At 64.6% G+C, this 26,592-nt stretch carries 23 protein-coding genes, 1 other RNA gene and 1 pseudogene; 8 read left to right on the top strand and 17 right to left on the bottom strand.

Annotation, left to right across the window (positions count from 1 at the left end):
* Nucleotides 1–289 precede the first annotated feature (289 nt).
* Nucleotides 290–1,492, top strand: coding sequence for an extensin-like domain-containing protein (locus V1289_RS10735; protein WP_334396918.1), 1,203 nt, complete (start codon nt 290–292; stop codon nt 1,490–1,492).
* Nucleotides 1,493–1,500: 8 nt separating this feature from the next.
* On the opposite strand, the gene V1289_RS10730 is transcribed toward V1289_RS10735, so the two are convergent.
* From V1289_RS10730 to V1289_RS10680, 11 genes are all read right to left on the bottom strand, one after another.
* Nucleotides 1,501–1,785 (bottom strand): hypothetical protein, encoded by a 285-nt coding sequence (locus V1289_RS10730; RefSeq protein ID WP_334396917.1) that lies wholly within the window; start codon nt 1,783–1,785, stop codon nt 1,501–1,503.
* A 49-nt stretch (nt 1,786–1,834) separates the two neighbouring features.
* A complete protein-coding gene (locus V1289_RS10725) occupies nt 1,835–2,062 on the bottom strand; it encodes a hypothetical protein (protein WP_334396916.1) in 228 nt (75 codons plus the stop codon).
* A 101-nt stretch (nt 2,063–2,163) separates the two neighbouring features.
* A complete protein-coding gene (locus V1289_RS10720) occupies nt 2,164–2,613 on the bottom strand; it encodes a GNAT family N-acetyltransferase (RefSeq protein WP_074273974.1) in 450 nt (149 codons plus the stop codon).
* A 37-nt stretch (nt 2,614–2,650) separates the two neighbouring features.
* Nucleotides 2,651–2,950 (bottom strand): hypothetical protein, encoded by a 300-nt coding sequence (locus V1289_RS10715; protein ID WP_334396915.1) that lies wholly within the window; start codon nt 2,948–2,950, stop codon nt 2,651–2,653.
* A gap of 172 nt (nt 2,951–3,122) precedes the next feature.
* Entirely contained in the window at nt 3,123–4,040 is a 918-nt protein-coding gene (locus V1289_RS10710) for an FAD binding domain-containing protein (RefSeq protein WP_334396914.1), read from the bottom strand.
* Nucleotides 4,037–6,727 (bottom strand): molybdopterin-dependent oxidoreductase, encoded by a 2,691-nt coding sequence (locus V1289_RS10705; protein ID WP_334396913.1) that lies wholly within the window; start codon nt 6,725–6,727, stop codon nt 4,037–4,039. The genes V1289_RS10710 and V1289_RS10705 overlap by 4 nt, the downstream gene beginning before the upstream one ends.
* On the bottom strand, nt 6,724–7,386 hold the full coding sequence (locus tag V1289_RS10700; RefSeq protein WP_334396912.1) for a TetR/AcrR family transcriptional regulator: 663 nt from the start codon (nt 7,384–7,386) through the stop codon (nt 6,724–6,726). The genes V1289_RS10705 and V1289_RS10700 overlap by 4 nt, the downstream gene beginning before the upstream one ends.
* Nucleotides 7,387–7,562: 176 nt before the next feature.
* Entirely contained in the window at nt 7,563–7,856 is a 294-nt protein-coding gene (locus tag V1289_RS10695) for a hypothetical protein (protein WP_334396911.1), read from the bottom strand.
* Nucleotides 7,857–8,005: 149 nt separating this feature from the next.
* On the bottom strand, nt 8,006–8,194 hold the full coding sequence (locus V1289_RS10690; RefSeq protein ID WP_334396910.1) for a type II toxin-antitoxin system VapB family antitoxin: 189 nt from the start codon (nt 8,192–8,194) through the stop codon (nt 8,006–8,008).
* 107 nt (nt 8,195–8,301) lie between these two features.
* Nucleotides 8,302–9,552, bottom strand: a complete 1,251-nt coding sequence (locus V1289_RS10685; protein WP_442896175.1) for a serine hydrolase domain-containing protein — start codon at nt 9,550–9,552, stop codon at nt 8,302–8,304.
* A 1,001-nt stretch (nt 9,553–10,553) separates the two neighbouring features.
* Entirely contained in the window at nt 10,554–11,195 is a 642-nt protein-coding gene (locus V1289_RS10680; RefSeq protein WP_334396908.1) for a TetR/AcrR family transcriptional regulator, read from the bottom strand.
* A gap of 186 nt (nt 11,196–11,381) precedes the next feature.
* Here V1289_RS10680 and V1289_RS10675 point away from each other — a divergent pair, with 186 nt between their 5' ends.
* Nucleotides 11,382–12,689 (top strand): HlyD family secretion protein, encoded by a 1,308-nt coding sequence (locus V1289_RS10675; protein ID WP_334396907.1) that lies wholly within the window; start codon nt 11,382–11,384, stop codon nt 12,687–12,689.
* Between the two features lie 46 nt (nt 12,690–12,735).
* Nucleotides 12,736–14,325: a DHA2 family efflux MFS transporter permease subunit gene (locus V1289_RS10670; protein ID WP_334396906.1), complete on the top strand. Its 1,590-nt coding sequence runs from the start codon at nt 12,736–12,738 to the stop codon at nt 14,323–14,325.
* Nucleotides 14,326–14,519: 194 nt separating this feature from the next.
* Here V1289_RS10670 and V1289_RS10665 read toward each other — a convergent pair whose 3' ends face one another.
* Complete coding sequence (locus tag V1289_RS10665) at nt 14,520–14,705, bottom strand: hypothetical protein (protein WP_334396905.1); 186 nt, start codon at nt 14,703–14,705, stop codon at nt 14,520–14,522.
* 125 nt (nt 14,706–14,830) lie between these two features.
* Here V1289_RS10665 and V1289_RS10660 point away from each other — a divergent pair, with 125 nt between their 5' ends.
* Nucleotides 14,831–16,633, top strand: coding sequence for an ABC transporter ATP-binding protein (locus V1289_RS10660; RefSeq protein ID WP_334396904.1), 1,803 nt, complete (start codon nt 14,831–14,833; stop codon nt 16,631–16,633).
* A gap of 10 nt (nt 16,634–16,643) precedes the next feature.
* Here V1289_RS10660 and V1289_RS10655 read toward each other — a convergent pair whose 3' ends face one another.
* Complete coding sequence (locus V1289_RS10655; RefSeq protein WP_334396903.1) at nt 16,644–17,627, bottom strand: DMT family transporter; 984 nt, start codon at nt 17,625–17,627, stop codon at nt 16,644–16,646.
* A 115-nt stretch (nt 17,628–17,742) separates the two neighbouring features.
* A complete protein-coding gene (locus tag V1289_RS10650) occupies nt 17,743–18,483 on the bottom strand; it encodes a sulfite exporter TauE/SafE family protein (protein ID WP_334396902.1) in 741 nt (246 codons plus the stop codon).
* A 181-nt stretch (nt 18,484–18,664) separates the two neighbouring features.
* Between V1289_RS10650 and V1289_RS10645 the strand changes: the two genes are divergently transcribed.
* Complete coding sequence (locus V1289_RS10645; RefSeq protein WP_334396901.1) at nt 18,665–19,381, top strand: alpha/beta fold hydrolase; 717 nt, start codon at nt 18,665–18,667, stop codon at nt 19,379–19,381.
* A 160-nt stretch (nt 19,382–19,541) separates the two neighbouring features.
* Here V1289_RS10645 and rnpB read toward each other — a convergent pair.
* Nucleotides 19,542–19,967, bottom strand: an RNA gene (gene rnpB / locus V1289_RS10640) — RNase P RNA component class A.
* 149 nt (nt 19,968–20,116) lie between these two features.
* Between rnpB and V1289_RS10635 the strand changes: the two genes are divergently transcribed.
* Both V1289_RS10635 and V1289_RS10630 read left to right on the top strand, forming a co-directional pair.
* Nucleotides 20,117–20,467 carry a YciI family protein gene (locus V1289_RS10635; RefSeq protein ID WP_334396900.1) on the top strand — a complete coding sequence of 117 codons (351 nt, stop codon included), beginning with the start codon at nt 20,117–20,119 and terminating at the stop codon, nt 20,465–20,467.
* A gap of 186 nt (nt 20,468–20,653) precedes the next feature.
* Nucleotides 20,654–21,889 carry an RNA polymerase sigma factor gene (locus tag V1289_RS10630; RefSeq protein ID WP_334396899.1) on the top strand — a complete coding sequence of 412 codons (1,236 nt, stop codon included), beginning with the start codon at nt 20,654–20,656 and terminating at the stop codon, nt 21,887–21,889.
* 2 nt (nt 21,890–21,891) lie between these two features.
* Here V1289_RS10630 and V1289_RS10625 read toward each other — a convergent pair.
* Nucleotides 21,892–24,172, bottom strand: a pseudogene (locus V1289_RS10625) (heavy metal translocating P-type ATPase).
* Nucleotides 24,173–24,264: 92 nt separating this feature from the next.
* Nucleotides 24,265–25,047, bottom strand: a complete 783-nt coding sequence (locus V1289_RS10620) for an N-acetylmuramoyl-L-alanine amidase (protein WP_334396898.1) — start codon at nt 25,045–25,047, stop codon at nt 24,265–24,267.
* A 549-nt stretch (nt 25,048–25,596) separates the two neighbouring features.
* Here V1289_RS10620 and rsmH point away from each other — a divergent pair.
* Complete coding sequence (gene rsmH, locus V1289_RS10615) at nt 25,597–26,592, top strand: 16S rRNA (cytosine(1402)-N(4))-methyltransferase RsmH (protein ID WP_334396897.1); 996 nt, start codon at nt 25,597–25,599, stop codon at nt 26,590–26,592.

Below are 26,592 nucleotides of genomic sequence, written 5' to 3'. Positions count from 1 at the left end.
TCTGTACGAAAAGCCTAGAACACGCCGAGCACGATGGCGCCGACGAAGGCGAATGCGATATACGCGGTCACAATGCTCAGTTTGCTGACGAGTGGCATGGGAAAACTCCCTTGGTTCACCTCGTGCCCGCGCATAACGCACGAGGCTAGCAATGCGTTCCCGGCGTAAAAAGTCAGCGTTGCTGTCGGTTCCCGCCTCTCCACCGCACCCGGCCCCCGGCAACGTGGTTAAAAATTAGTAAAATCAACACGTTGAAGAGTCCTTAAATAAATTGGTCGAACCTGCGGGGATGACGCGCGGAGTTCGTTTGTATCTGGTCGGCTCCTTCGTCCTTGTTTCGCTAGCGGGCTGCGGCCGCGGATTCTTCCAGTCCGCGGAGCGCGAACCGTGGCGGGCCGAGGCCGAGGTCGCATGCCTGAAATCCGGCGCGGTCAAGGAGACCCCGGAACTGGTCCGGATCGATCCGATTTCCGGCCCCGGCGTCTGCGGCGCGGAATTCCCGCTCAAGGTCGCGGCGCTGGGCGAGGGCAGCGGTACCTTTGGCTATAGCGACGAATTGCGGCCGCCGGGCACCATCGGCAATCAGCCGCGCTGGCCGATCGCGCCGGCAGCCGCGCCCGCGCCCTATTCGGACAATGCGCTGCGCCAGCCGAATTACGCAGCACCCGCCAATGGACCGATTTCGCTGTCGGCGCCGGGCGTAGCTCCCGAGGAAGACGAAATCGACCTGCCGGCCGAGGGGACGCCCGACCAGGTTGGCCGTTACATGAACGCGCCGGCCTATCCGCCGCGCGAGCGCTATTCGTCGCCTTCCCCGGCGCCTTATTCACCGTCTTATTCGCAGCCGCCGGTCGCCGCATCACCTTTGCCGCGGCTCGGGCCCGCGCAGGGCGATCCCGTCACGTCGGTCGGCCCGGTCGCGCTCAAGCCGACGGCGACGCTGGCCTGTCCGATCGTCTCGGTGCTGGACCGCTGGCTCGCCGATTCCGTGCAGCCGGCGGCGCAGCGCTGGTTCGGCGCGCGCGTGGTCGAGATCAAGCAGATCTCCGCCTATTCCTGCCGCGGCATGAACGGCAATCCGAACGCGCATATTTCCGAACACGCTTTCGGCAACGCGCTCGACATCGCTGCCTTCACGCTCGCCGACGGCCGGCGCATCTCGGTGAAGGACGGCTGGAAGGGCCTGCCGGAAGAGCAGGGCTTTCTGCGCGACGTGCAGGCCGCCGCCTGCCAGCAGTTCAACACCGTGCTGGCGCCGGGCTCCAACCGCTATCACTACGACCACATCCACGTCGACCTGATGCGCCGCTCCAGCCGCCGCATCATCTGCGAGCCGGCGGCGGTGTCGGGCGAGGAAATCGCGGCGCGGGTCGGCGGGCGCAACCCCTACGCCTCGCGCGACCCCTATGTGACGGGATCGCTCGGCGGCCGCAAAGTGCCGCCTCGGCACAAGGCTGGGGTCAACGAAGAAGACGAATTCGAGGACGAGTAGAGCCAAGCTCAATCCTCGGACGCGGGATCGCCGCGCTCATCGAACAGCGTTCTCAGCAGGCGCCACAATTCGCGGTGGCCCGCGGTTTGCCCGCCCTGGGTCAGGTAATCCGCAATGTCCATCGTGACCGTCTGGAACTCGATCGTGCCACCGGGACTTGCCTCCAGATGCGCGACCTCGCGCTCGACATACAGTCTCTTGCTGTCGGTATCGAACACCAGGGTACAGCGGTCGGCATGGGTGGTTTCCGGCCCTTGGACCTGACGATGCAATTCCCGCTTGAGGAGAGCCATGCTCCGCTCCCGATGATGACGATGGCGAAATTTTGCTTGCTCAACTTTGCTAGCTCAGCAAAGTGCGGACCATCGTGGCGGCGTTATAGATTTCGATCTGAAGCATCGGATAGGCCGATTTCAGTTTCCGCGCCGATGCCTCCGCAGCCTCGGCCGTGGCAAATTCGGATTTGAAGTGGCCGTCAACAACCACCACGAACCCTTCTGTGGGCGGCCGATCGGCCCGTGGCGCTTTCTTCGGCTCCGGCTCGTCGATTGAGAGAAGTGGCTTTTTCATCGGGGTCACCATCGAATGGCTTCCGGCCTGCCGCTCGGCATTTTACGCCAGTTGATGGCTTTTGTCTTGACTTGGATCGGGTTCGCCGCGCCCCCGGCGGCCTAATCGACCGGACGACGCGCGGCGTAGGCGGTACGCAGCCCCGGGACAAAGCCGCATCCTTCGTAGAACCGGTGGACGCGCGGGTCGGCCCGGCCGCTTTGCAGCAGCACGTGATGGCAATCCCGCTCCCACGCTTCAGCCAGGGCCGCCGCGATCACCGCGCGGCCATGACCGCGTCCCCAATAATTCGGATGGGTGACGACGTTTTCGATAATCCCATGCTGACGGCCGCCGCGCAGCAGGTTGGGAACGGTAATGAGCATGCAGGTCGAGACGATCGTTGCGTCCGCTTCGGAAACAAAAACCGCAAGGCCGTCGCGCGCCAGCGTCTCCTGCCAGATCTGTTCGGCCCTCGCGCGCGGCGCTACCGCACGGCTGACGTCGGAGACCGCAAACAGCGCCAGCAGCGCGTCGAGATCGGCGGCATCGGCAAGTCGGGCGGCGGGCATCAGGCCAACCTGTTTGCAGCGGTTGCTAGGACGGGCGCTACCATTCGGTGCAGAAATATTGTCGCGGAATCGCGCGATAGGCGGTGTAGCGATAATGCGGCCGGTAGGCGTAGCCGCGATAGAGCGCCGGTGGCACGTCGTAAAAGGCGCCGTGATAATAATTGTAAGCCGGCCCGTCGCTGCAGCGGTAGGGAACCTCGCCGACGCTGCCGATCCGGCGCACGCCGATCTCGTAGGGGACATCGGGCCAAAGCACGCGCGCTTGCGCCGGTTCGGGCAAGGACGCCGCGATCGCGGCCAGCGCCGCGGCGATGATCGGAGCCAATGTGTTTCTCATGAGCACCCCCCGCAATGACGGTTCGCCTTGCGGGGATTGTCACCCCGGGGCGCCGTCGTGTCCAGCGTCCGTGGCGCCGGGGGGCGCCGTGGGTCAATGTCGCCTGACGCCGGCGAAGCTGGTCGGGAGCGGAAATGAACAGTGCCGCAACGGCGGTGGCGCGGTCCGCGCCTTACGAAGCCGCCAGCTGCTCGAGAAGATCCCGCACCACGCCTTCCAGCAGATCGAGCTTGTAGCCCGTCATCGGCAGCGGCTTGGCTCCCGCGGTCGCTTCTCTTGCGGCGGTCGCGATGTTCGCGGCGCTCGCGCGCTTGCCCTGCAGGGCAGCTTCGGATGCGGTTAGGCGCAGCGGCACCGGCGCGACGCCGCCGGCGGCGAGCCGGATGAACTGGAAGGCGCCGTCGTTGATGACGGCACGCGCGCACACCTCGACCAGCGGCCACTCGGCGTAGCTGCGGCTGATCGCGCGCTTGTAGCGCGCGCGCTCGTTCGGCAGGGCTAAGGGAAGCTCGACACCCCTGATCATCTCCCCCGGCTTTAGCGCGTTGTCGGAGGCACCGTTGGAGCCGTCGCCGAAGGCCTCGGCGATCGTCAGCCGGTCCCTGCGGTCGGTGATGATCGTGGCGTCATAGGCCAACAGCGCCGCGGCCATGGTCGAGGGATGCGGCGCCACGCAGGGGCCGAGATCGAACGCGACGCCGTAGAGGTGATTGCCCGATCGCGCCGGACAATCGGTGCCGCCCTTCTTCAGGCAGGCAATGTGCGGATTGCGGAAATACCAGCAGCGCGAGCGCTGCGCGAGGTTACCGCCGAGCGTGGCGAGATGACGGACCTGCGGCGTCGCCAGCCCAAGCGCTGCGGCCGCAATGCCGGGATAGGCGGCAGCGATGGCGGTGTCGGCGGCAATGGCGGCGATGGTGGTGAAGGCGCCGATGCGCAAGGTCCCATCCGCGCCCCAATGCATGCTGGTCAAATCTGACGCCGCGGCGATATCGATCAGAGGCCCCGTCGAGACGCCACTGCGGCGGCGTTCGGAAAGGTCGGTGCCGGCGGCGCGGAATTCGGCGACATGGATGGCTGCGGAAGTCATGCGGCGGTCCTCCCTTTCAGGGCGGCAATCAGGCGATCGGGCCGGATCGGAATTTCGGTCAGCCGGATGCCGGTGGCGTTGCGGATCGCGTTGGCGAGCGCGGGTGAGGTCGGCACGGTCGCGACCTCGCCGATACCGACACTGCCGCCGAGCACGTGGTCAAAACCGCCTTCGTCGAAATGCACATCGATTTCGGGAATGTCGGCAATACCGGGGATCCGGTAATCCTCCATGCCGGCGGTGAGGATATCGCCGGTGCGCGGATCGGTTTCGCGCGCCTCGTAGAGCGCGTAGCCGAGGCCCTGAATGACCGATCCCGCCGCCTGGCTGTGCGCCAGCGCGGGTGCGGCAATTTTGCCGACCGCGATGCCGGTGTGAATATTGAGCACGCGGACATGGCCGAGCCAGGTATCGACCTCGACCTCGATCACCTGCACCGAGCTCGGCACGCCGGCGCCGACCGCGAGGTTGGAGAAGCGGCGCAGCATCCAGCCGAAGATCACGCCCATGAATCCCGCTTCCTTCAGCGGCGAGCGCACGCCGGGCGACGTTGGCTTGTCGTCCTCGGGCCGCACCGCGGAGACGCGCAGATCCGGCGAGGCCGCGAGCAATTCGCGCCACGGCGCATTGGAGCCTTTGACCGGCTTCCGCTTTGCGTTCTGCTCGATCGCGGCTTTCAGCTTTTGCACCGCGAGCAGCGCCGGTGGGATCATCGAGGCGGTCGAGCGGCTGCCGCCGGCGCCCGGTCCTTCCGGCAGATCGGACGCGCCGATCCGCACTTCGATCTCGTGCGGCTCAAGTCCGAATTCGCGCGCCACGGTGTTGGCGATCACGGTGCGGCTGCCCTGGCCGATGTCCTGCGTCGCGCAGCTCGCGACCAGGCGTCCGCCAACGACTGCGAGATCGACCTTGGAGCCGGGCTGCCAGAGATAGAGCCAGTAGCCGGTGGCGACGCCGACGCCGCGACGGTAGCGGCTGCTTTGCGGCGCCGCGCTTTTCGCGTTGCGCCAGACATCGAGCGAGGCGGCCCAATCGTACAGCCGCTGCCGATTGGGATAGGGATCCCAGCGCTTGCGCAGATCGATCGGATCGACCTTCATGCGAATTGCGGCCTCGTCGATCGCCTGCTCCAGCGCGAACGCCATCGGCGGTCCGCCCGGGCCGCGGAACGGCGCGCCGGGCGGCAGATTGCTGATGACGTCGAAGTCGACGAGTTCCTTGGCCTCCGCCGGATAGATCAGCCGGGCCAATGCGGCCAGCGTCGAATTGGTGGCGGCGCCGGTGTCGGCATGCGCGGTGAGCGACAGCGCCTTGAGACCGCCCTGCGCGGATGGCAGCAGCGCGATCTTGATCTCGGCCGCCGGCCGGTAGCCGCTGACGGCAAGCTCTTCGTGCCGGTCGTAGGCGATCCGGACCGGCGCCTTGGCCTCGCGCGCGAGATCGATCGCGGCCGTGGTCTCGATGCCGAGCGCGCCCTTGGAGCCAAAGCCGCCGCCGACATGATCGGCGATCACGCGGATCTTGTCGTGCGCGAGCTTGTAGCGCTTTGCCAATAGCTCCATCACGTGAAACACATTTTGGGTAGAGGCGTGCACCGTCAGTGCATCGCCATCGAAACGCGCGACGGTGGCGTGCGGCTCGAGGCAGGCATGCGATTGCGTGCCGGTGCGAAAAATTTCCTCGACCAGAAGGGGATTGTTGGCCGCGCGGGCTTCACTGACCCAACTGCGAACCTTCTTCGGCTTTTGCGAAAACGCCGCCGAGGGACCGCGGACATTGCCGTTCCAGGCCGCCGGCCCGCCGGCGCCCTCGGAAACGTTGCCGGCCTTCTTGCGGTTGGCCTTGTCGAACACGACCGGCGCGCCCGGCTTGCGCGCCGCATCCAGCCCGATCACCGACGGCAGGCGTTCGCTTTTGATTGTGATGGCGGCGATCGCGGCCAGCGCGGTCTTGCGGTCCTTTGCCGCAACGGCCGCGATCGGCTGGCCGACGAAGCGCACCATGCGGTCGTCGCCGAGCAGCGAGATCGCAGCACCCACATCCGCCATCGCGCGCGCCGGCGCCAGATCGATCTCGGCGATCCGTGCATGCGCCCATTGCGAGCGCAGGATCACGCCTTCGAGCTGCCCGTCATGGTGGATGTCGACGGTGTATTTCGCTGATCCCGTCACCTTGGCGCGCGCCTCGACGCGCGGCGAGGCAAAATTGTCGCCGTCGAACTGGCCCGAGCAGGCAGCGGCGACCGCGCGAAAAATGCCGTCATAGGCGCCGCAGCGGCACAGATGCCCTGATAATGCCGCACCGATTTCCTCGCGCGACGGCGCCGCCGTTCCCTTTGTTGCGCGCCAGCGATCACAGAACGCTACCGCCTCCACGATGAAGCCCGGTGTGCAGAACCCGCATTGCAGCGCGTCGTGCGCCATGAAGGCCTTCTGCACCGGGTGCAGTTTTTCCGCGCCGATGCCTTCGATCGTCGTGATGGACTTGTCCGCGGCATGGCGCGCGGGCATCAGGCAGCTCACGACCGGTTCGCCGTCCACCAGCACGGTGCAGGCGCCGCAGACGCCGGCGCCGCACACGAGCTTGGTGCCGGTGAGCCCCTGCGCGTCGCGCACGACATCGATCAGCAGCGCGTCGGGATCGTCGGGGAGGGAGGCTGTGCGGCCGTTGATCGTCATGGTGCTCATTTGCGATCTCCAGATTTTCGGCGGGCGGATTTTTTCGAAGGCGTTGGTTTTGCGGAACGCGGCTTCGGCAATGGGCCGACGGCGCCGGCGACCAGCGTTCGCAGCATGATGGCGAGATCGGCGAGGAACGCGTCGCGCGGCTGCATCGCCGGATGCATTGATTTGGCCCCGTTGACGGCCATCTCGATGCATCGCGCCAGTTCCTGCGGCGTCATGCCGTCGCGGGGCATCAGCCGCTGCCTGGCGCAGACCTTCTCGATGGTCGCCGCCAGCTGCGCGGCATAGAGTACGGCATATTTTTGATAGAGGTCGCGGCCATGAACCAGATGCTCGGAGAACAGCTCCTCGATATGGGGCGAGCCCTCGAGCGAAGCGAGCAACTGCCCGAGCCGTCCGCTGACCTCCGCGGTGAGGATATCGGCGAGGCCGAGGTCGGCCTTTTCCGCGGCGTTGGCGGCGGCGATCTCGGCGGCGAGCGCGCTCTGATGCAGCCGTTCGATCACGGCGCGGAACAGCGCTTCCTTGGACTTGAAATGATGATACAGCGCCTGCCGCGTCAGCCCCGCGGCCTCCGCCGCCTGCTCGATCGACGACCGCCGAAAACCATGGTGGCGAAACACCACCATCGCGGCGTCGAGAATGCGGTCACGGGGGCTCATTTGACGATTTTGACATAAATAGACGAAGTGTCAAATGACGAGGGCGTGAATGGGAAGGGGAGGGAAGGACGGCGCTTTTGTGCGCGAATCCTCTGGGCTAATCGGCCGCAGGAGCCTTCTCGCAGACTGACCTTGATTTAAGCCCGTAGGACCTCCTACTCGCGGATAGAATCCTATCAATGACGTGTGCTGTTAGTCTGGTTCGCACCCTTGACGGCGAGGCGGGCTCGCACCTTGCCATCGATTTCGCGCCCGGTGGCACGCTTCCACTTGCGGAGTTCGTCGACCGTCAGGATGACCTTTACAACTTGATCCTTCAGCGGGCTGCCCAAGGCTTCGATGCCTGCTTGAGCGTCAGCCAGCCATTCCTCGTAGGTATCATGGAGATCAGGGCAGATGCGTTTGAGTTCGTTCCACTCCTCGCGTCGGAACCAAGCGAGAGCAACCACAGAAACGTTTGACCGCTCCATGTCATTTCCTTTTCCTTCGCCAGAGCTGTAGGGCGGATTCGCGATGGTGTAATCCGCGTTTCACCGACGATAAAGTGGCTACGGCGCTGCACGATCGACCCATCATTTCGGCAGCCCGTGCTCGTCATAGCCGAGAATCTCGTCCGGGTTTACTTCGACGTCGGGCAATGCCGCATAACTTTTGCCGCAGCGACATCGTCGGTGCGCCGGCGCCGGCGCTCGCGGGCCAGTCGTTCACGCAGTGCCACGGTGACGGCAGAGGTCAGGCTCTCGCCAGTGAGCCGCGCGAGCTCAGTCGCCAGTTGGTGAGCTTCATCGTTCTTGATGTGCAGATGCATGGCGTGCGTCTCAGGAAACGAGGGCTTAGGAATGTTACATGAATATTCTACTACCATTCGCGCAAGATGAATTGACGGCTAACCCGTCCGAAGGGTTCTAGAACTGATCAATTCACCGCGCCGAAGGCGTTATAAATAAGTTTCTTGAACGCAGGCGTAATGCGCCAGCGTTCATTCTGGGTCTGCTCCAGTAGGATGTAGACCATGTCCAGTTTCGGATCGACGCCGAAGTAGGTCCCGCTGCCGCTATCCCATTTGAGTTCGCCGATCGAACCTGGCGGCGTTGGTTTGGCATTGCCCGGGTCGGTGCGCACCGCAAAGCCATAACCGAAGCCGAAGCCGTCGCCTGGAAAATAGAAATAGTCCCGCGCTACCCCGGAGTCGCGGCCGATATGGTCCGTCGTCATCGACGCGAAAGCGCGCATGCTGAGATAGCGTTTGCCGTCATATTGCCCGCCATCGAGAATCATCTGCGCAAAACGCGCATAGTCGGTCAGCGACGACACCAATCCGCCGCCGCCGGACTCCCATTCCGGATGCGCGCGGCGGTCAGCCTCCGCGCTTTTCAGAATCGTATCATCGGGCAGGGGCTCCGCCATCCGGGCGCGTTCGTCGGCGCTGCCGAGAACGAATTTGGTGCTGGTCATGCCGAGTGGATCGAAGATGTGCTGCTTTTCGAATTGATAGAGGCTCTGCCCGGATACGATCTCGATGATGCGGCCAACGACATCGGTTGAATGACCGTAACGCCAGAGCGTGCCGGGCTGCCGCGCCAACGGCAATCTGGCGATGCGCTCGGCAAACACCTTGTTGTCGAACTGCCCATCGAAAAGGCCCGATTCCGAATAGGCCCTGTCGATCAGCTTGCCGCCGATATAGTCGTAGGTGATACCCGAGGTATGCCGCAGCAGATCCTCAATGGTCAGCGGCCGGTCCAGCGGCACAAGCTTCAGATAGTGTGTTCCGTCCGCCGCGACGGAACTGACGCCGACCTGCACGTCGGCAAATCCCGGAATGTATTTGGAGGCGGGATCAAACAGCGAGAGTTTGCCGGCATCGATCAGCATCATCGCCGCGACGCTGGTAATGGGCTTTGTCATCGAGTGGAGTGCAAAAATCGTATCGGGCGTCATCGGAAGATGGGTCGCGACGTCACGGACGCCGAAACATTTGAGATAGACCGGCTTGCCGTGCTGCTGGATCAGGACGACGGCGCCCGGCAACTTTTCGCCGGCGATCTCATTGTCAAAAAATTCGGTGATACGCTGCAGTCCATCCGCCGAAGGAAGTTGAGCGCCGGCCGCCCGGCCTGGCTCGACGGCTTTGATGCCAATCACGATCGATGCGGCTGCCAGCATGATCCGGGCGGCACCCGACGCCGTGCCGCGGCCGAATTTCCTGTGAGCAAAGGTTGCGATCATTGCTCCCCCCGGGTTGTCCGGAGCATGATCGGTTCTGGTTGAAGCAGAACCGAAGCCCCAGATTCTTGTTTTGACGCGTTTCCTGCCGCAGATGCGGACAGTACCCCCACCGTACCGATAGGCAATCCAGCGCGTCACCGCTCTGGTGACTGCCCGACGGGCAAATCAGGAAATTCCTGTCAAATCAACTCAAATCAGGTCTAGAAACACCGCCGTCTCATCCCTCAAGAGGGGCGTTGGCCATCGTCACGAACGTTGGGGTGGGATGCGGTGGACGCGGCAGCGTCGGGCGCGCTTTGGATTCGCAGGGTGGGCTTCGGCTCGTGAGCGATTGACGACGCGCGGACGAACGGCGCTGAAGCGTACGGCAAAACCGTGTGGTCCTGGCACCCGTTGCTGGTGCTAAATCAGCGGAGGTTTTCTCGGGCCCAACCGGGCCTGACAAGACCTTCAATCCGCCAATGACGGTGACAAGACGAATTCGTCGCCGGGGAGAACTCGGCATAAGCCGTAAAACCATTGTGCAGGGAATGCCGGGATGCTCCGACTGTACCTGTATGCTCGTGTGCGCTTGCTATTGTTTTTTTGCACACGAGACCGCGGGTGCAGCAAGCACCCGGCGTTCCCTGCGCCCTCTTTCGGGCGGAAGAGTTTTCAACAGCTCGGGCGTATCGCGCCGCGAGACGCGAACTCACGAGAGCACCGTCATTGCGAGCGCAGCGAAGCAATCCATTTGGCAGCACAAAGAAAGAATGGATTGCTTCGCTGCGCTCGCAATGACGTGGACATGTCAGTGCTACCCTCTGTCGTCATCGCCCGGCTTGACCGGGCGACCCAGTATTCCAGAGGCGCCAGTGATTGAACCGAGAAGCCGCGGCGTACTGGATACCCCGCATGCGCGGGGTACGACGACCTTTAGTGAGGCCGCCGCCTTCCGCTCAGCTCGCCTTCGCCCGATACGCCGCCAAAAACATCCGCGTCGCGCTTTCGACGACCTCGTCCATGCGCTCGGCCGAGGGTGCGGGGGCGGCCTGAAACACGAACGGCAGGAACAGCGACGCCTTGCATACTTCCATGAACTGCGACGCCGCGAGCTGGCAGTCATCGATCGCGAGGTCGCCCGGCGCAACATGCGCCTTTAGATATTCGGCGAGGCGGTTGATGGTTTTTTCCAGCACGCGCTCGTAATAGCGGCGGCCGACGTCCGGCATCCGTTCGGCGATTGCCATCACGGTGCGGATGGCGGAGCCGCCGCCCGGCCGGCACAGCAGTTCGTTATAGGCCTTGCCGAATTCCAGCAGCGTGGTCGCGACATCGCGCGCGGGGTCGAAATTGAACACGACCTGGCCATGCTCGAGCGCTTCGCCCTCGACGATGGCTTCGAACAGCCGGTTCTTGTCGGCGAAGTAGACGTAGAGCGTGCCCTTGGAAACCCCGGCGGCACGCGCGATCTCGTTCATACTGGCGCCGTCAAACCCGAGATCCATGAACACCTTGCGGGCGCCATCGAGGATCTGCCGGCGCTTCGAGGAATCCTCATCGCCGACCAGATGAAGCGGGTTGGGGGTGGCTGCAACCATTGGTTAGCTTTTTCGCAAAAATTTCAACTCAGGATACGCACAGGTAGGAATTTTGACCCTATGATCCGAGTCATGCGAATATATCTTGACCGAACCGTTCGGTCAATGATAATTTGAAATCGGGTGGTGTCGCAGGCTTGCTGTCGGCCGCCTCGGCATCGCGACATTGTATTGAGGAGGCCGGTAATGGCCGCAGCGAGAGACCAGGCCGCACGCATCGTTCGCACCGGGCCGGAGACGGCAGAGGGTGAGGCTGCGCGTGATAATTCCGCCCATCTGGCGGAGCAGCTCCGGACTCACGTCGCGGAAGAAACCCGGCGGCTTCCCGCGGAGCCGCCGGCCAGCCCTGCGACCGAAAAGCCGGCCGCGCCGCCTGCCAATGCCGCCGCTCAGGTCGAGCCGAAATCGGGAAAGCGCAAATTCGTGATGATGGGCGTCGTCGCCTTGCTGGCGCTGGCCGCCGCGAGCTACGGCGCCTACTACCTTCTCGTCGGGCGCTTCTATGTCTCGACCGATGACGCCTATGTCCGCGCCAACAACACCACCTTGGGCGCGCGGGTGTCCGGGCACGTCGCGGCGATCCTTCCCGGCGACAACGCCATCGTTCACACCGGCGACGTGATCTTCAAGATCGATGACGGCGATTATCGCATCGCGGTGGATGCCGCGCGCACCAGGATCGCGACCCAGCAAGCCACCATCGACCGTATCGGCCGTCAGGTCGCGGCGATGGAAAGCGCGGTCGAACAGGCCAAGGCGCAACTCGTCTCCGCGGAAGCCGGACTGAAGCGCGCCGGTCTCGACTTCGACCGCCAGCAGGCGCTGAGCACCAAGGGATTTGCCTCGCGCGCCACCTTCGAAGTGTCCGAAGCCGGCCGCGACCAGGGCGTTGCCGCGGTGAAATCGGCGCAGGCGGCCTTTGACGCCGCGCGCGACAGCGTCGAAGTGACCAAGGCGCAGCAGAACGAGGCCCGCGCCCAGCTTGCGGAATTGCAGACACAGCTCGCCAAGGCCGAACGCGACCTCGACTTCACCTCGGTGCGTGCACCGGTCGACGGCACCTTCTCCAACCGCCTCGTCAACACCGGCGACTTCATCACGGCCGGCCAGCGGCTCGGCAACGTGGTGCCGCTCAACGACGTCTTCATCGATGCTAACTACAAGGAAACCCAGCTCAAGCGCATCCGCCCCGGCCAGCCGGTGACGATCAAGGTCGATGCCTACGGCCTTCGCAAATTCGAAGGCACCGTCGACAGCATTTCGCCCGCGGCAGGCTCGGTGTTCACGCTGCTGCCGCCGGACAACGCCACCGGCAATTTCACCAAGATCGTGCAGCGGCTGCCGGTCCGGATCCGGGTGCCGAAGGGCGTCGCGACGCAAAACCTGCTGCGTGCGGGCATGTCGGTTTACACCACCGTCGACACCCGCGAGGGCGCAGCCGATGCGGACAGCGAGGTCGACCTCGATTCACCGTTGATGATTCATCCGCAGTAATTCCTTGCGCCTCGGGCGAAGCCCGGGCGCGTGATCTGGGCAAATCATGGCTGACGCCACCACCGCTCCGCCCTCGATGATGAACACAGGAGCGCCGCCGTCCGAGCGCATCGCGCCGCGACGGCTGTTCGCGTTCCTGATCATGGTGTTCGGGATGTTCATGTCGATCCTGGACATCCAGATCGTGTCGGCGTCGTTGTCGGAAATCCAGGCCGGGCTCTCGGCCAGCTCCAGCGAAGTGTCGTGGGTCCAGACCGCGTATCTGATCGCGGAAGTGATCGCGATTCCGCTGTCCGGATTTTTGTCGCGCGCATTCGGCACGCGCTTGCTGTTTGCGATTTCCGCCTCCGGCTTCACCATCGCGAGCTTCCTGTGCGGCTTCTGTTCCTCGATCGAGCAGATGATCCTGTGGCGCGCGATCCAGGGCTTCCTGGGCGCCGGCATGATCCCGACCGTATTCGCGTCCGCCTACACGGTGTTTCCGCGTTCGAAATTCTACATCGTCGGCCCGATCATCGGTCTGGTCGCGACGCTGGCGCCGACCATCGGCCCGACCGTCGGCGGCATCATCACCGATTGGATGTCGTGGCACTGGCTGTTCTTCATCAACGTCGTTCCCGGCATCGGCATCACCATCGGCGTGCTGATCCTGGTCGATTTCGATCAGCCGAACTTGAAGCTGCTGGAGCACTTCGACTGGTTCGGCCTGTTCGCGATGGGCGGTTTTCTGGGCTCGCTCGAATACGTGCTGGAGGAAGGCCCGCAATATGAATGGCTGCAGGACACCTCGGTGGCGGTCTGCGCCGCGGTTTGCCTGGTTTCCGCGGTTGCCTTCTTCTGGCGGGTGCTGACGGCGCGGGAGCCGATCGTCGATATCCGCACCTTCACCGACCGCAATTTCGCGATCGGCTGCCTGATCTCGTTCTGCGTCGGCATCGGCCTCTACGGCCTGACCTATGTTTATCCGCGCTACCTCGCGGAAGTGCGCGGCTACAGCGCGCTGATGATCGGTGAGACCATGTTCGTCTCGGGGATCACCATGTTCCTCACCGCGCCGATCGTCGGACGGCTGATGACCAAGATCGACATGCGCCTGATCATCGCGATCGGCCTGATCACCTTCGCGATGGGCTCCTACCAGATGACCTGGATCACGCGCGATTACGATTTCTATGAATTGCTGATCCCGCAGATCCTGCGCGGCATCGGCATGATGTTCGCAATGGTGCCGACCAATACGATCGCGCTGGGGACCTTGCCTCCCGAACGGGTGAAGAACGCTTCGGGTCTGTTCAACCTGACGCGCAATCTCGGCGGCGCGGTCGGCCTGGCCGTCATCAACCAGGTGCTGAACGAGCGCACCGATCTGCACATCGTGCGGCTGCAGGAGCGCGTCAACTGGGGCAACGCCACCGCGGTGGAGACGCTGAACATGTTCACCCAGCGCCTGCAGGGCGTGGGCGATGCCGCATTGATGGCGATGAAACAATTGTCGCAGATCGTTCACCGCCAGGCGGCGGTGATGGGCTATGGCGACGCCTTCTTCATGCTGACGATGTTCTACATCTGCCTCAGCCTTCTGGTCATGCTGCTGAAAAAGCCCGCCGCATTGCCGTCGGGAGAGCCGGGGCACTAAAGCGTTTTCGAGCGAAGTGGATACCGGTTCGCATAGCAATCAAGTTTGCGCAGATTGCGTAGACTTATCTGCGGTAGAAAACGCGTCAAAACAAGAATCCAGAGCATCGGTTCTGATTCAATCAGAACCGATGGTCTAGCCGCATGCGCCGCCGGCGCGGCTTGAAGGTCACACTGTTGCGTTGAACGGCCCGCTCACGCGGTTGTCATATTGCCATTCACCCGTGATGCATTTATAAGCAGCGCATCGTCGCTCGAACCGGGGAGGATTTGCATGATTTCGATGTATTCGCAGATCGCGCGCCCGCGTCCGATGTCTGTGCTGGATTTTCGGTCGCACTGCTGACCGCGCCTGCCGCCAGCTTTGATCGGGCCTGACATCCCGATCTCCAGGCTTCCCAACGACTTACAGATATTTTTCACGACGCCCGGATCAGGTTTTGTGCCGCCGCGCGTCCATCCAGATGGAGCCGGCGTGCGCGCGAACCGCGTAGCCGGATGAGACCATGACCGCTCAAGCCAACAAGCGTCCCGCCGCGATCCGCGTGGTGATCCCGTTCGTGTTTCGCCACTGGCTGGAACAGCCCGTGCGCGCCTCGCTCGTCGCCGGCGGCCTGCTGGGCGCGACCGCGGCCGACCTGTTCATGCCGTTGTTCTCGGGCCGTCTGGTCGATGCGCTGACGCTGGGCGCGTCCGACCCTGCTGCGCGTCATGCGGCGCTGGCCGCGTTTGGCGGCATCGTGGCGCTCGGCCTGCTGTCGATGATCCTGCGCCTGACCGGGTTGCAGGCGATCGTGCCGTTCACGCTGAAGATCATGTCGGATGTGGCGCGCGACGCCTTCATGCGCGTGCAGCGATTTTCGACCGACTGGCACGCCAACTCGTTTGCCGGCTCGACCGTGCGCAAGATCACCCGCGGCATGTGGGCGCTGGATCTGCTCAACGACACCATTTTGATGGCGCTGGCGCCGTCGCTGACGGTGCTGTTGGGCTCGATGATCCTGCTCGGGCTGCACTGGCCGTCGCTCGGCCTCGTGATCGCCGTGGGCACCGTGATCTATGTGTCGATGACGATCGCGTTCTCGGTCAACTACATCGCACCCGCCGCGCGAATCTCCAACGCCTGGGACACCAAGGTCGGCGGCACGCTCGCGGACGCCTTGACCTGCAACGCGGTGGTGAAATCGCTCGGCGCGGAAGCGCGCGAGGACGCGCGGCTGGCCGGCGTCATCGGCCGCTGGCGCACGCGGGTGCGGCGAACCTGGCTGCGCTACAACTACACCTCGACCGCGCAGCTTATGGTGCTGCTGTGCTTCCGCGCCTCCGTGATCGGCGGCGCGATCCTGCTGTGGATCGCGGGACGCGCCTCGCCGGGCGACGTCACCTACGTGCTGACCAGCTATTACATCATCCACGCTTACCTGCGCGATGTCGGCATGCACATCAACAATCTGCAGCGTTCGGTCAACGACATGGAGGAACTGGTCGCGATCCATGGCGAGCCGATCGGCATTGCCGATGCGCCGGGTGCTGCGCCGATCGACATCCAGGGCGGCCGCATCGTGTTCGACGCCGTGACCTTCCTCTACGGCGGTCACCGCGCCCCGCTCTATGACGGCCTCACCGTGGATATCCGCGCCGGCGAGCGCGTCGGCCTAGTCGGCCGCTCCGGCTCGGGCAAGACCACGTTCGTAAAGCTGGTGCAGCGGCTCTACGACGTCTCTGGCGGAAGGATCCTGATCGACGGCCAGGATATCGCTCACGCGACCCAGCATTCGCTGCGCAGCCAGATCGCGATCGTGCAGCAGGACCCGATCCTGTTTCACCGTTCGCTGGCGGAGAACATCGCCTATGGAAGGCCCGGCGCCAGCATGGCTGCGATCGAGCAGGCCGCGCGGCTTGCCAACGCGCACGAGTTCATCCTGCGGCTGCCGAAAGGCTACGGCACGCTGGTCGGTGAACGCGGCGTCAAACTGTCGGGCGGCGAGCGGCAGCGCGTGGCGCTGGCGCGCGCGTTCCTGGCCGATGCGCCGGTGCTGATCCTGGACGAGGCGACGTCGAGCCTCGATTCGGAATCGGAAGGCCTGATCCAGCAGGCGATGGAGCGGCTGATGAAGGGCCGTACCTCGATCGTGATCGCGCACCGGCTGTCGACGGTGCGCAGCCTCGATCGCATCCTGGTGTTCGATCGCGGCGAGATCGTCGAGCAGGGCACCCACGCCACGCTCACCGCGCGGGCCGGCGGCATCTATCGCGGGCTGTTCGAGCGGCAGGCGACCGAGTTCGGCGAGGTCTCGGCGGCGGAGTGAGATCGTCAGGTCATTCCGGGGCGGCGCCAACGGGTCCGCGCAGAGCGCGGCCCGATGACAGGCTCCGAGCCGTACCCGGAATGACCGTGTTGATCGGCGCTGCCCGTCCGCGCGTGCGCGTCGAAATCGCAACCGTCGCGACCACGGCGGAGGCGAACAGCACGATCTGCGGCGTGATGGTCTCGCCGTTGAGGAAGGCCGCGAGCACGAAGGTGATGAAGGGCTGCAATAATTGGATCTGCGAGACCCGCGCGATGCCGCCCATCGCCATGCCGGCGTTCCAGGCGAAGAACCCGATCCATTGGGAGAAGATCGCAACGTAGAGCAGGCCGAGCCAGGGCTTCAAGGCGATGTGGCTGATGTCGGCCGGCATGCTGAGCGCGGCGGCCGGGATCGAGACCGGCAGCGCGATCACCAGCACCCAGCTGATGACTTCCCAGCCGGGCATCTGCGAAGTGAGCCGTCCCGAGAACGCGTAGCCGATCGCGGCGACCGCGACGGCGGCGAACAAAAGCAAATCGCCGGCGGAGAGTGTGCCGCCGCCTTGCCGCAGCGCAAACGCGACCACCAATGCGGCGCCGCCGACGGATGTGATCCAGAACAGGGGGCGCGGCCGTTCATGGGTGATGGCGACGGCAACCAGCGCGGTGGCAATGGGGAGAATGCCGAGCACCACGCCGCCATGCGAGGCGTCGACGCGCTGCATCCCGAGCGACATCAGAAGTGGAAACAGGATGCTGACGCACAGCATCGTGATCACGAGCTGAAACCACAGCGCGCGCGGCGGCAGCGGCCGGCGCAGCACCAGCAACAGCGCCAGCGAACACAGTCCGGCGATCGCGGTGCGCAACGATGTCAGTGCAATCGGATCAATTTCAGATACCGCGATGCGCGTCGCCGGCAGCGTGCCGCCGAAAATCGCCACGCCGATAAGGCCGAGCAACAGACCAAGACGTTCGCGCGATACCGAGGACGACATGACCGGAGAAGACATGGCGCGAGTGGTTAGCTCGTTTGCTTATGCGCGTATAGTTTTTTGCGCACGCCGCATGGCGGCCATGCGACGGTGCGCAATTTTGTCAGTGCAATCGGATCAATCCGCACTGCTGCTAATGGCCGACGCTGCTCCACACCAGTCCGATCCCGGACAGAATCAAAAGCCCGAGCACGACGTCACCGAAGTTTCGATCGCTGAGCGCATGATAGGTCCGTGTGCCGAGCCACGCGCCGACGAGTGTTCCTGGGAAAGCGCATAGCACCAGCCAGATGATTTCAGGTTTGACGAGGCCGGTTGCGATCTGCACGCAGAGCGCGGTTGCGAGGATTGTCCAGTTGAAAGTCTGGAAGATGCCGCGGCGCTCCTTCTTGCCCCAGCCGCGCACGCTCGCCCACAGAATGGGAATGGGACCCGAGAGTCCGGCGAGACCGCCAAGAATGCCGCCGGCGAAGCCGATGGCGGTGTCGGCCCATTTGCCGCCGAAGCGGAAAGCCATCGGCGTGCGCTGAAAAAACAGCGCGGTCGGAAACACCAACAGCAGCACGCCGATGGTCAGTTTGAAGACCTTGGGATCGGCATGGGCGATCATCAGGATACCCAGCGGCACGCCGGCGAGGCCGCCGACGATAAAAGGCCAGACCAGACCGAAGTCGATGCTGCGCCAGATGCCCGGCAGCGTCGAGGTTTGTGCGATGACCGAACAGATCAGGACCAGCGGCACGGCCATCGAAGGCGGCAGCACATAGAGCCAGATCCCAAGCGCCATCAGCGCAGTGCCGAAGCCGGCAAGGCCGGACACGAAACCGCCCGCGAGCGCGCCGAGGAAGAGGAGTGCGTAGGCGGTCGCGCTCAATCTGACTTTTCTCCTACGTCATTCCGGGGCGATGCGAAGCATCGAGCCCGGAATCTCGAGATTCCGGGTTCGCATCTTCGATGCGCCCCGGAATGACGGATGTGTTGGGGGGCGAACGTTTACACGAGGCAGCCCGCAGGTACTATCGCAATCAACGATAACTCCAAGGGGAAACGGCCGAATGAATTCAAGCTCCGCCAAAACCTTTCTGGTCTGCCACGGCGCCTGGTCGGCGGGATGGGCGTGGAAGAAGATGCACCCGCTGATGCAGGCCGCCGGACATCGTTTGGTCACGCCGTCCTACACCGGGCTCGGCGAGCGGGCGCATCTGGCCAATCCTTCGATCGATCTGGAGACCCATATCGAGGACATGCTCAACGTCATCACATACGAGGATCTGCGCGACATCGTGCTGCTCGGCCACAGTTATGGCGGCATGGTCGCAACCGGCGTCGCCGACCGCGCCCGCGACCGCGTCGCGCAGTTGATCTATCTCGACGCCTTCGTGCCGCGCGACGGGCAGTCGCTGTTCGATCTCAACGAATCCGGGCGGCAACATTTGCAGGACGCCGCCAAGAGCGGCGACGGCTGGCGCGTGCCGCCGCTGCAGACGCCTCCGGATACATCGCCCGCCGACGTCGAATGGCTGGCGGCGCGCCGCGTGTACATGCCGGTCAAATGTTTCGAGACCAAGCTCAAGCTGCAAAACGGCGAGCCGACCTTGCCGCGCAGCTACATCTACGCGACGCGGATCACGCCCGCCGATACGTTCGGCCCATTTGCCAAGCGCGCCCAAGGCGAAGCGGGCTGGCGCTTCTACGCGATCGACGCCAGCCATTCGCCGAACGTTACCGCGCCGGACGCGCTGACGGCGTTGCTGGAGAAGATTGTCGCTTGACGTGTCATTCCGGGGCGATGCGAAGCATCGAACCCGAAATCTCGAGATTCCCCGATGCGCAATTGCGCATCTGAGGTCTGGTGCTCGCGCACCAGCCCGGAATGACGATTTCCTAAATGGCGAAGGGTCCGGCGCGTCACGCCGAACCCTTCATTTTTAGAGCATCAGCCAGCCTGTAAGCCGGGTTCTGTAGGGCACCACCCGCTTTCGCGAATGATACGTGACGGCCATTCCTCTGGGACCATGTTCGCACATGGCCTCGAGCAACCTACCCGGACGGCGAGCCTGACATCGCCCTGCGGTGTTATCGCTTTCGCGAACAGCCCGCGTTGCCGTCCCTATTCGGTTTTGCTCCCGGTGTGGTTTGCCATGCCGTTTCCGTTGCCGGACCCGCGGTGCGCTCTTACCGCACCTTTTCACCCTTACTGCCCCCTCCCTTTCGGGTGGGGGAGCGGTTCGTTCTCTGTGGCACTGTCCCTGGGGTTGCCCCCGCCGGACGTTATCCGGCACCGTATGTCGATGGAGCCCGGACTTTCCTCCCCCGCAGCCTTTCGACCATAGCGGGAGCGGCCGTCCGGCCGACTGACGCCCCAAGGCATGGGGGTTCGGGGCCACAAGGTCAAGCCGATAACAGCTTCAGCCGGGCTCAAAATAAATTATCCTGAAGATGTCGTTTTGCGCGGCCCCCGTTCGACTGGGTGTCGGCGATCCAGCCGATCAAGAGGAGTATTCGAAATGCAGTATCTGTTGATGATCTATCGGAACGAAGCAGATTTGGGCCGTATGACCGCGGACGACCGCAAGAAAATGACGGCGGAATACGGTGTGTTCACCCAGTCCATCATCCAGAGTGGCCATTTCAAGGCTGGCGATGGGCTGCAGCCCACAACGACCGCAACCTCCGTGCGGGTCCGCGACGGCAAGACTTTGACGACCGATGGCCCGTTCGCGGAAACGCGCGAACAGCTTGGCGGCTACTATCTGGTCGAAGCCAAGGATCTCGACACCGCGCTCGGCATCGCCGCGCGGATTCCCGGCGCTACGACCGGCACCATCGAAGTCAGGCCGGTCATGATCTATGACTGAGACCTCGCCGTCATTCCCGGTTGTGCAATTGCACATCGTGGATGCGCCTTCGGTCGGCAATTGCCGATCTGAGGCGACAGGCTCTGATGTGCAATTGCACATCATAGCTTGTGCGGAGCCTGTCATCGGGCCGCGCTACGCGCGGAGCCGTTGGCACGCCCCGGAATGACGATTATTGAATAAACCATGACACCAACCGAGATCGAAAAAATATTCCGCGACGAGGCGGGGCGGGCGCTGGCCACGCTGATCCGTCTCGTCGGCGATTTCGATCTGGCGGAAGATGCCTTGCAGGATGCCGTCGCGGTCGCGCTGGAGCGCTGGCCCAATGGCAACCTGCCGGCCAATCCGCGGGCGTGGCTGGTCAATGTCGGCCGCAACAAGGCGATCGACCGCGTTCGCCGCAACATCGCGTTTCGCGGCAAGCAGCAGGAGCTGACCCACGAACTGCTGCTCAACGCGTCGCCCCCGTGCGAGGCCGCCGACAGCGTGCTCGACGACGACATGCTGCGGCTGATCTTTACCTGCTGCCATCCGTCATTTGCCGCCGAGGTCCAGGTCGCGCTGACACTGCGCACGGTGTGCGGGCTGACCACGGCGCAGGTCGCGCGCGCGTTTCTGGCGAGCGAAGACGCGATGGCGCAGCGCTTGCTCCGTGCCAAGCAGAAGATCCGCCTCGCCGGTATTCCCTATGAGGTGCCGGAGCGCGAAGCGCTCGAACCGCGGCTGCGCGGCGTGCTCGCGGTGATCTATCTGGTGTTTACCGAAGGCTATGTCGCGACCTCGGGCGAGGATCTGATGCGGCCGGATCTGGCGCGCGAAGCGATCCGGCTGGCGCGGCTGATCGATGCGCTGATGCCCGGACGCGGCGAGATCATGGGACTGCTCGCACTGATGTTGCTGCACGACGCGCGCCGCGCCGGCCGCGAGACCGCGGGCGGCGACATCGTTTTGCTCGAAGAGCAGGATCGTGCGCTGTGGGACGCCGGCCAGATCGCCGAGGGCCTCAAGCTGGTCGAGGATGCGTTGCGGATGCCGGGTCGGCCGCAATCCTACACGGTGCAGGCGGCGATCGCGGCCCTGCACGCGCGCGCACCCAATTATCAAGACACCGACTGGCCGCAGATCGCCGGCCTCTACGAAGTCCTGCTGCGCATCAGCCCGTCGCCGGTGATCGAACTCAATCACGCCGCCGTGGTGTCGATGGTCGACGGCCCGGCGCGGGCGCTCGACCTGATCGACGCGCTGGAAGCCCGCGGCGGTCTCAAGGGTTATGAAATGCTGCCGGCGGTTCGCGCCGATCTGCTGCGCCGGCTCGGCCGTCATGACGCGGCGCGCGAAGCCTATCTGGCGGCGACGGCTGCGACGCAACTGGAGCCGCTGCGGCGGCTCTATGCGCGGCGGATCGCGGAGATGGGTTGAGTTCAGTGCGCTGCGACCGCCTCGTAGATATCCTCCTCCTGCGCGGTGTGGAGGCGGACCAGGGTCTCGACGGTCTCGATCAGGCGCTGGGCGTCGCGAATGAGATAGCGGTCGACCTTCTCCGACGGCAGATCCTCGGTGACGCGGGCGAGCAGCCGGGCAACATGCAGGATCTCGCGGTGCGCGCGGCTCATCGCGGAGAGGCCGTGGCTCTCGCTGAGAACCCTGGCGAGCTGCGGATAGACCTGACCCTCGTCGTCGCGCTCGTGCACGACAACCTGGTCCTGCACCAGCCGGTTCGCCTCGGTGATCAATGCGGCCGCGTGTTCGGGAACGGCATCGTCGAGCGCATCGACGATCGATCGCAGCCGGTCGAGGCTCCCGATCAGCGTAACGTGGTTGCGATGCAGCTCGCGCCCGGCTTCGGCGGTCATGCGCTTCCCGGTGCTGGCGTGACCGGGATTCAGGGCGCGCAGCGCGTTGAGGATCACGGCAACGTCGATCACCTCCTGAACGATGGCGGCCGGAACCGGCATCAGCCAGCCGAACATTCCAGCCAGCATCGCCAGCGTCGAAAGCGCGATGCCGGCCACGATGCTTTCGATGGCGATGCGCCGCGCCCGTTGCGCGATCATGATCGCTTCGCCGACCCGATCGAGGCGATCGGCGAGGATCACCACGTCGGCTGCCTCGGACGAGGCGCTGGCGCCGCCGGCGCCCAGCGCGATCCCGACATCGGCGGCGGCCAGCGCGGGCGCATCGTTGATGCCGTCGCCGACCATGATGCTGGGATGAAGCCGCTGTTCGGAGCGCACTGCATCGACCTTGTCGGAGGGCACGCGTTCGGCCAGCACCGCGTCGAGATCGAGGGCGGCGCCGATGGCCTGCGCGGCTCCGGCACGGTCGCCGGTGACCATGATGATGCGGGCGATGCCGGCGTCGCGCAGCAGCCGGATCGCGCGCGGGGTGTCGGAACGAAGCTCGTCGGCGAGCAGCAACGCGCCGATCGGCCGTCCCTCGACCGCGACGAACACGATGAGCGCCGAACGCCACGAGGCGCGGCGTATCGCCCGCGCTGCCCATTCGGCAACGTGCCCGCCGGCAATCACCATCTCGCGTGAGCCGGCGCTGACCTGCCGTCCCTCGATCACGCCTCGCAACCCCGAGCCCATGGATTCCCGCACCTGTTCGGGCAGCTTGAGGCTCAGGCCGCGTTCGGTCGCCGCCTCAACGATGGCGCCGGCGATCACATGATGCGACGCCTGTTCGAGCGAGGCACCGAGCATCAATACCTGTTCGGCGGTTTCGCCCGGCGCAACCTCGACCGAAAGCAGCCGCGCGCCGCCGACCGTCAGCGTCCCGGTCTTGTCGAACAACACGGTATGGGCGCGCGCCAGCGCCTCCAGCAGGCCGCCGCCTTTGACGAGAATGCCGCGCCGGGCCGCTTGCGCAACGCCGGCGATGAAGGCCACGGGCGCAGCCAGAATGAGCGGACACGGCGTCGCCGCGACCAGCACGGCGAGGCTGCGAAGCAGATCGCCCGAGATCAGCCAGGCCACGAAGGCGAGCGCCAGCGTGACGGGCAAAAATATCAGCGCATAACGATCGGCCAGTCGCACGAACGGCGCTTTCGCGGTCCGCGCGGCGGTCACCAGACGCACGATGCCGGCATAGGTGCTTTCGCCTGATAGCGCCGACACCGTCATTTCAAAGGTCTCGCCGGCGTTCAGCGAGCCGCTCAGAATGGCCGCGCCGCGCGCCTTCGTCACCGGGATCGGTTCGCCCGTCAATGCGGACTCGTCGATCGTTGCATTGCTCGAAGTGATGACGCCGTCGACCGGAACCACTTCGCCGGCATGCACCAGCAGCCGGTCGCCGACTGCCACGGTGCCGACAGGCACTTCCTCGACGCCGCCATCGAGGCAGCGGTGGGCCTCGCGGGGGGCGCGGTCGACCAGCGAGCGCAGATCATGCTCGGCCCGGGCAACCGCGATATCCTCGAGCACGTTGCCGCCGGAATACATCAGCGCCACGACGGCGCCGGCCAGCGGCTGGCCAAGCGCGAGCGCCGCGCTCATCGACACCAGCGCGATCGCATCGACGCCGAACCAGGAGGTCCCTGACGATCGAGAACGCCAGTCCCGCGACCACAGGTATCGTCGCAAGCATCCAGCTGAGATCGGCGAGATCGGAGCGACCGGCGAGGTAAGCAACGATCCCTGCCGATAATCCCGCGATCGCGACCGCGACCAGTGCCCAGCGCAGGACGCGCTCCAATGCCATCGACCCATTCCGTGCTCATGCCGCCATCGCGGCTTGTCGCCGAAAATGCGCCTGTCAGGCTTGATGGAAATCAATTGGCCCGGCCGTGGGCGCTAGCTCGAAGCGGCGACCGTCGCTTCGGCCGGCAAGCTCGCCAGCAGCGCATGCAGCGTGGTCATGGTCGAATGATCGGCGACGCCGTCGACGCGGGCGGGGCGGAAGTGGCGCTGGAACGCGGTGACCACCTCCATCGTGGCGCCGTCGAATTTTCCGTGGGTGGGCACGTTGTAGCCATAGCGGGCCAGCGCCGCCTGCAGGCCCGCGACGTCGTCACTGATGCTGCCGAGCTTGAGCGCCTCGCTGCGCACGATCGGCGCCGGCTGCACCCAATGGCCGACGCCGGAATTGGCCAGCGAATGCCACGGAAATTTTTCGCCGGGATCCTTCTTGCGGGCCGGTGCGACGTCCGAATGCGCGAGCACGCGATGCGACGGCACCTTGCGGCGGAGCATGATGCCGCGGCACAGCGCGATCACGGCGGCGATCTGGCGCAGCGGGAAATCCGGATAGCCCCAATCGTGGCCGCGGTTGATGATCTCGACCCCGATCGAGCAGGAATTGATGTCTTCCTCGCCGGCCCAGAACGACGCGCCGGCGTGCCAGGCGCGCTTGCTCTCGGGCACGCATTGCACGATGCGGCCGTCCTCCAGGACGATGTAGTGCGCGGATACGTCGGTGCCGGCGGTGCAGAGCTGGGCGATCGCGCCTTCCACATCCGGCATGCCGGTGTAGTGCAGCAGGATCATGTCGGGCAGGCGGCCCTTGTTGCGGTCGCCATAGTTCGCCGACGGGATGACGTCGGAAGCGATCGAGGAATCCGGGGTAAAAGTCTGCATTTCGGCGTTGGCCCTGGGAACGGGGAGGGCACGTTGACGCTTCGAATCGATACCGGCAGATGCGAACGAACCTTGGGCCATAAGAAAACTCAAACCGGGCAGGAGAACGGCAATACGACGCTTTAAAAAATGAACTGTATTTACTATTCCTTTACCCTGTCATCCGCGCAATCCGGCGGCCGCCCTTCGCTTCGCATTTTGCCTGAGTGTGTGCGGCGGGCATCACCGGGTTCCCGGCGGTTAAAAACCGCGCAAATCCGGTGGCCGACCGTCAACGCTTTCTTAACGCTAAGTGCCGTTACTAAGTGGTGAAGAGCCGAACCGGTTTTGGGGACGGCCGAGGCCCTCTTTCACGCTCGAAACGCCATGGCAGGCCAGCAAATTCCGTACGGAAATGAGGGTTTGCTGGTCGGGGCGGGAAACGGCGATCACGCCCTGCGAGGGCTCTTTGGCCGGAAAAGGCTGGCAAAACGCGGGGATTTGAGGCGCAATGGGCCCGTCGGCGTCCAATTTCTGTTCCGTACGCTGGAATGTGCCAGAGACCGGCGCATGACCTCGGCTGCGCCTCGTCATATTTCCGTTCTCGGCCGCGAGGCGGTCGAGATGCTCAATCCGCGCGCCGGCGGCATCTATATCGACGCCACCTTTGGCGCCGGCGGCTATAGCCGCGCCATCCTCGACACCCCGGGCACCCGGGTCATCGGCATCGACCGTGACCGGTCAGCGATTACCGGCGGGTTCGATCTGGTCGACCGTTCGGGCGGGCGGCTGACCCTGGTCGAGGATCGGTTTTCCAACCTCGCCGAGATTTGCGACGGGCAGGGGGTCGAGGCGGTCGACGGAATCGTGATGGACGTCGGCGTCTCCTCGATGCAACTCGATCAGGCCGACCGCGGCTTCTCGTTCCGGCTCGGCGGCCCGCTCGATATGCGGATGGGCCATGACGGCCCGACCGCGGCCGATGTGGTCGCCAGGGCGTCCGAGGCCGATCTCGCCAACATCATCTACATCTTCGGCGAAGAGCGTCACTCCCGCGGCGTGGCGCGGGCCATCGTCGCCGCCCGCAAGGAAGCGCCGATCACGACCACCCAGGCGCTGGCCGACATCATCGGCAAGGTGGTCCGCTCCAAGCCGAACGAGATCCACCCGGCGACGCGCACGTTCCAGGCTTTGCGAATCTTCGTCAACGAAGAGCTCGACGAACTGCATCTGGCGCTGGCTTCGGCCGAGCGCGTGCTGAAGCCGGGCGGCCGGCTGGTGGTCGTGTCCTTTCATTCGCTGGAAGACCGCATCGTCAAGGATTTCCTTAACCAGCGCAGCAAGGCGGCCGGCGGGTCGCGGCATTTGCCCGAAGTGGCGCAGGCAGCGCCAAGTTTCCAGATATTGACCAAGCGGCCGGTCACGCCCGGCGACGCTGAGGTCTCGGCCAATCCGCGTGCGCGGTCCGCCAAGCTGCGCGCGGCCGAACGGACCGCGGCGCCGGCGCATGCGGCGGGTAGCTTGCCGGCCTGGCCCGTCCTCGCCGACGTGATGCGGGGAGGCTGA

This window comes from Bradyrhizobium sp. AZCC 2289 (assembly GCF_036924615.1).
GTDB lineage: Bacteria > Pseudomonadota > Alphaproteobacteria > Rhizobiales > Xanthobacteraceae > Bradyrhizobium.
The sequence above is the reverse complement of the archived record's forward strand: the minus strand, read 5'-3'. Positions and strand labels throughout refer to the sequence as shown.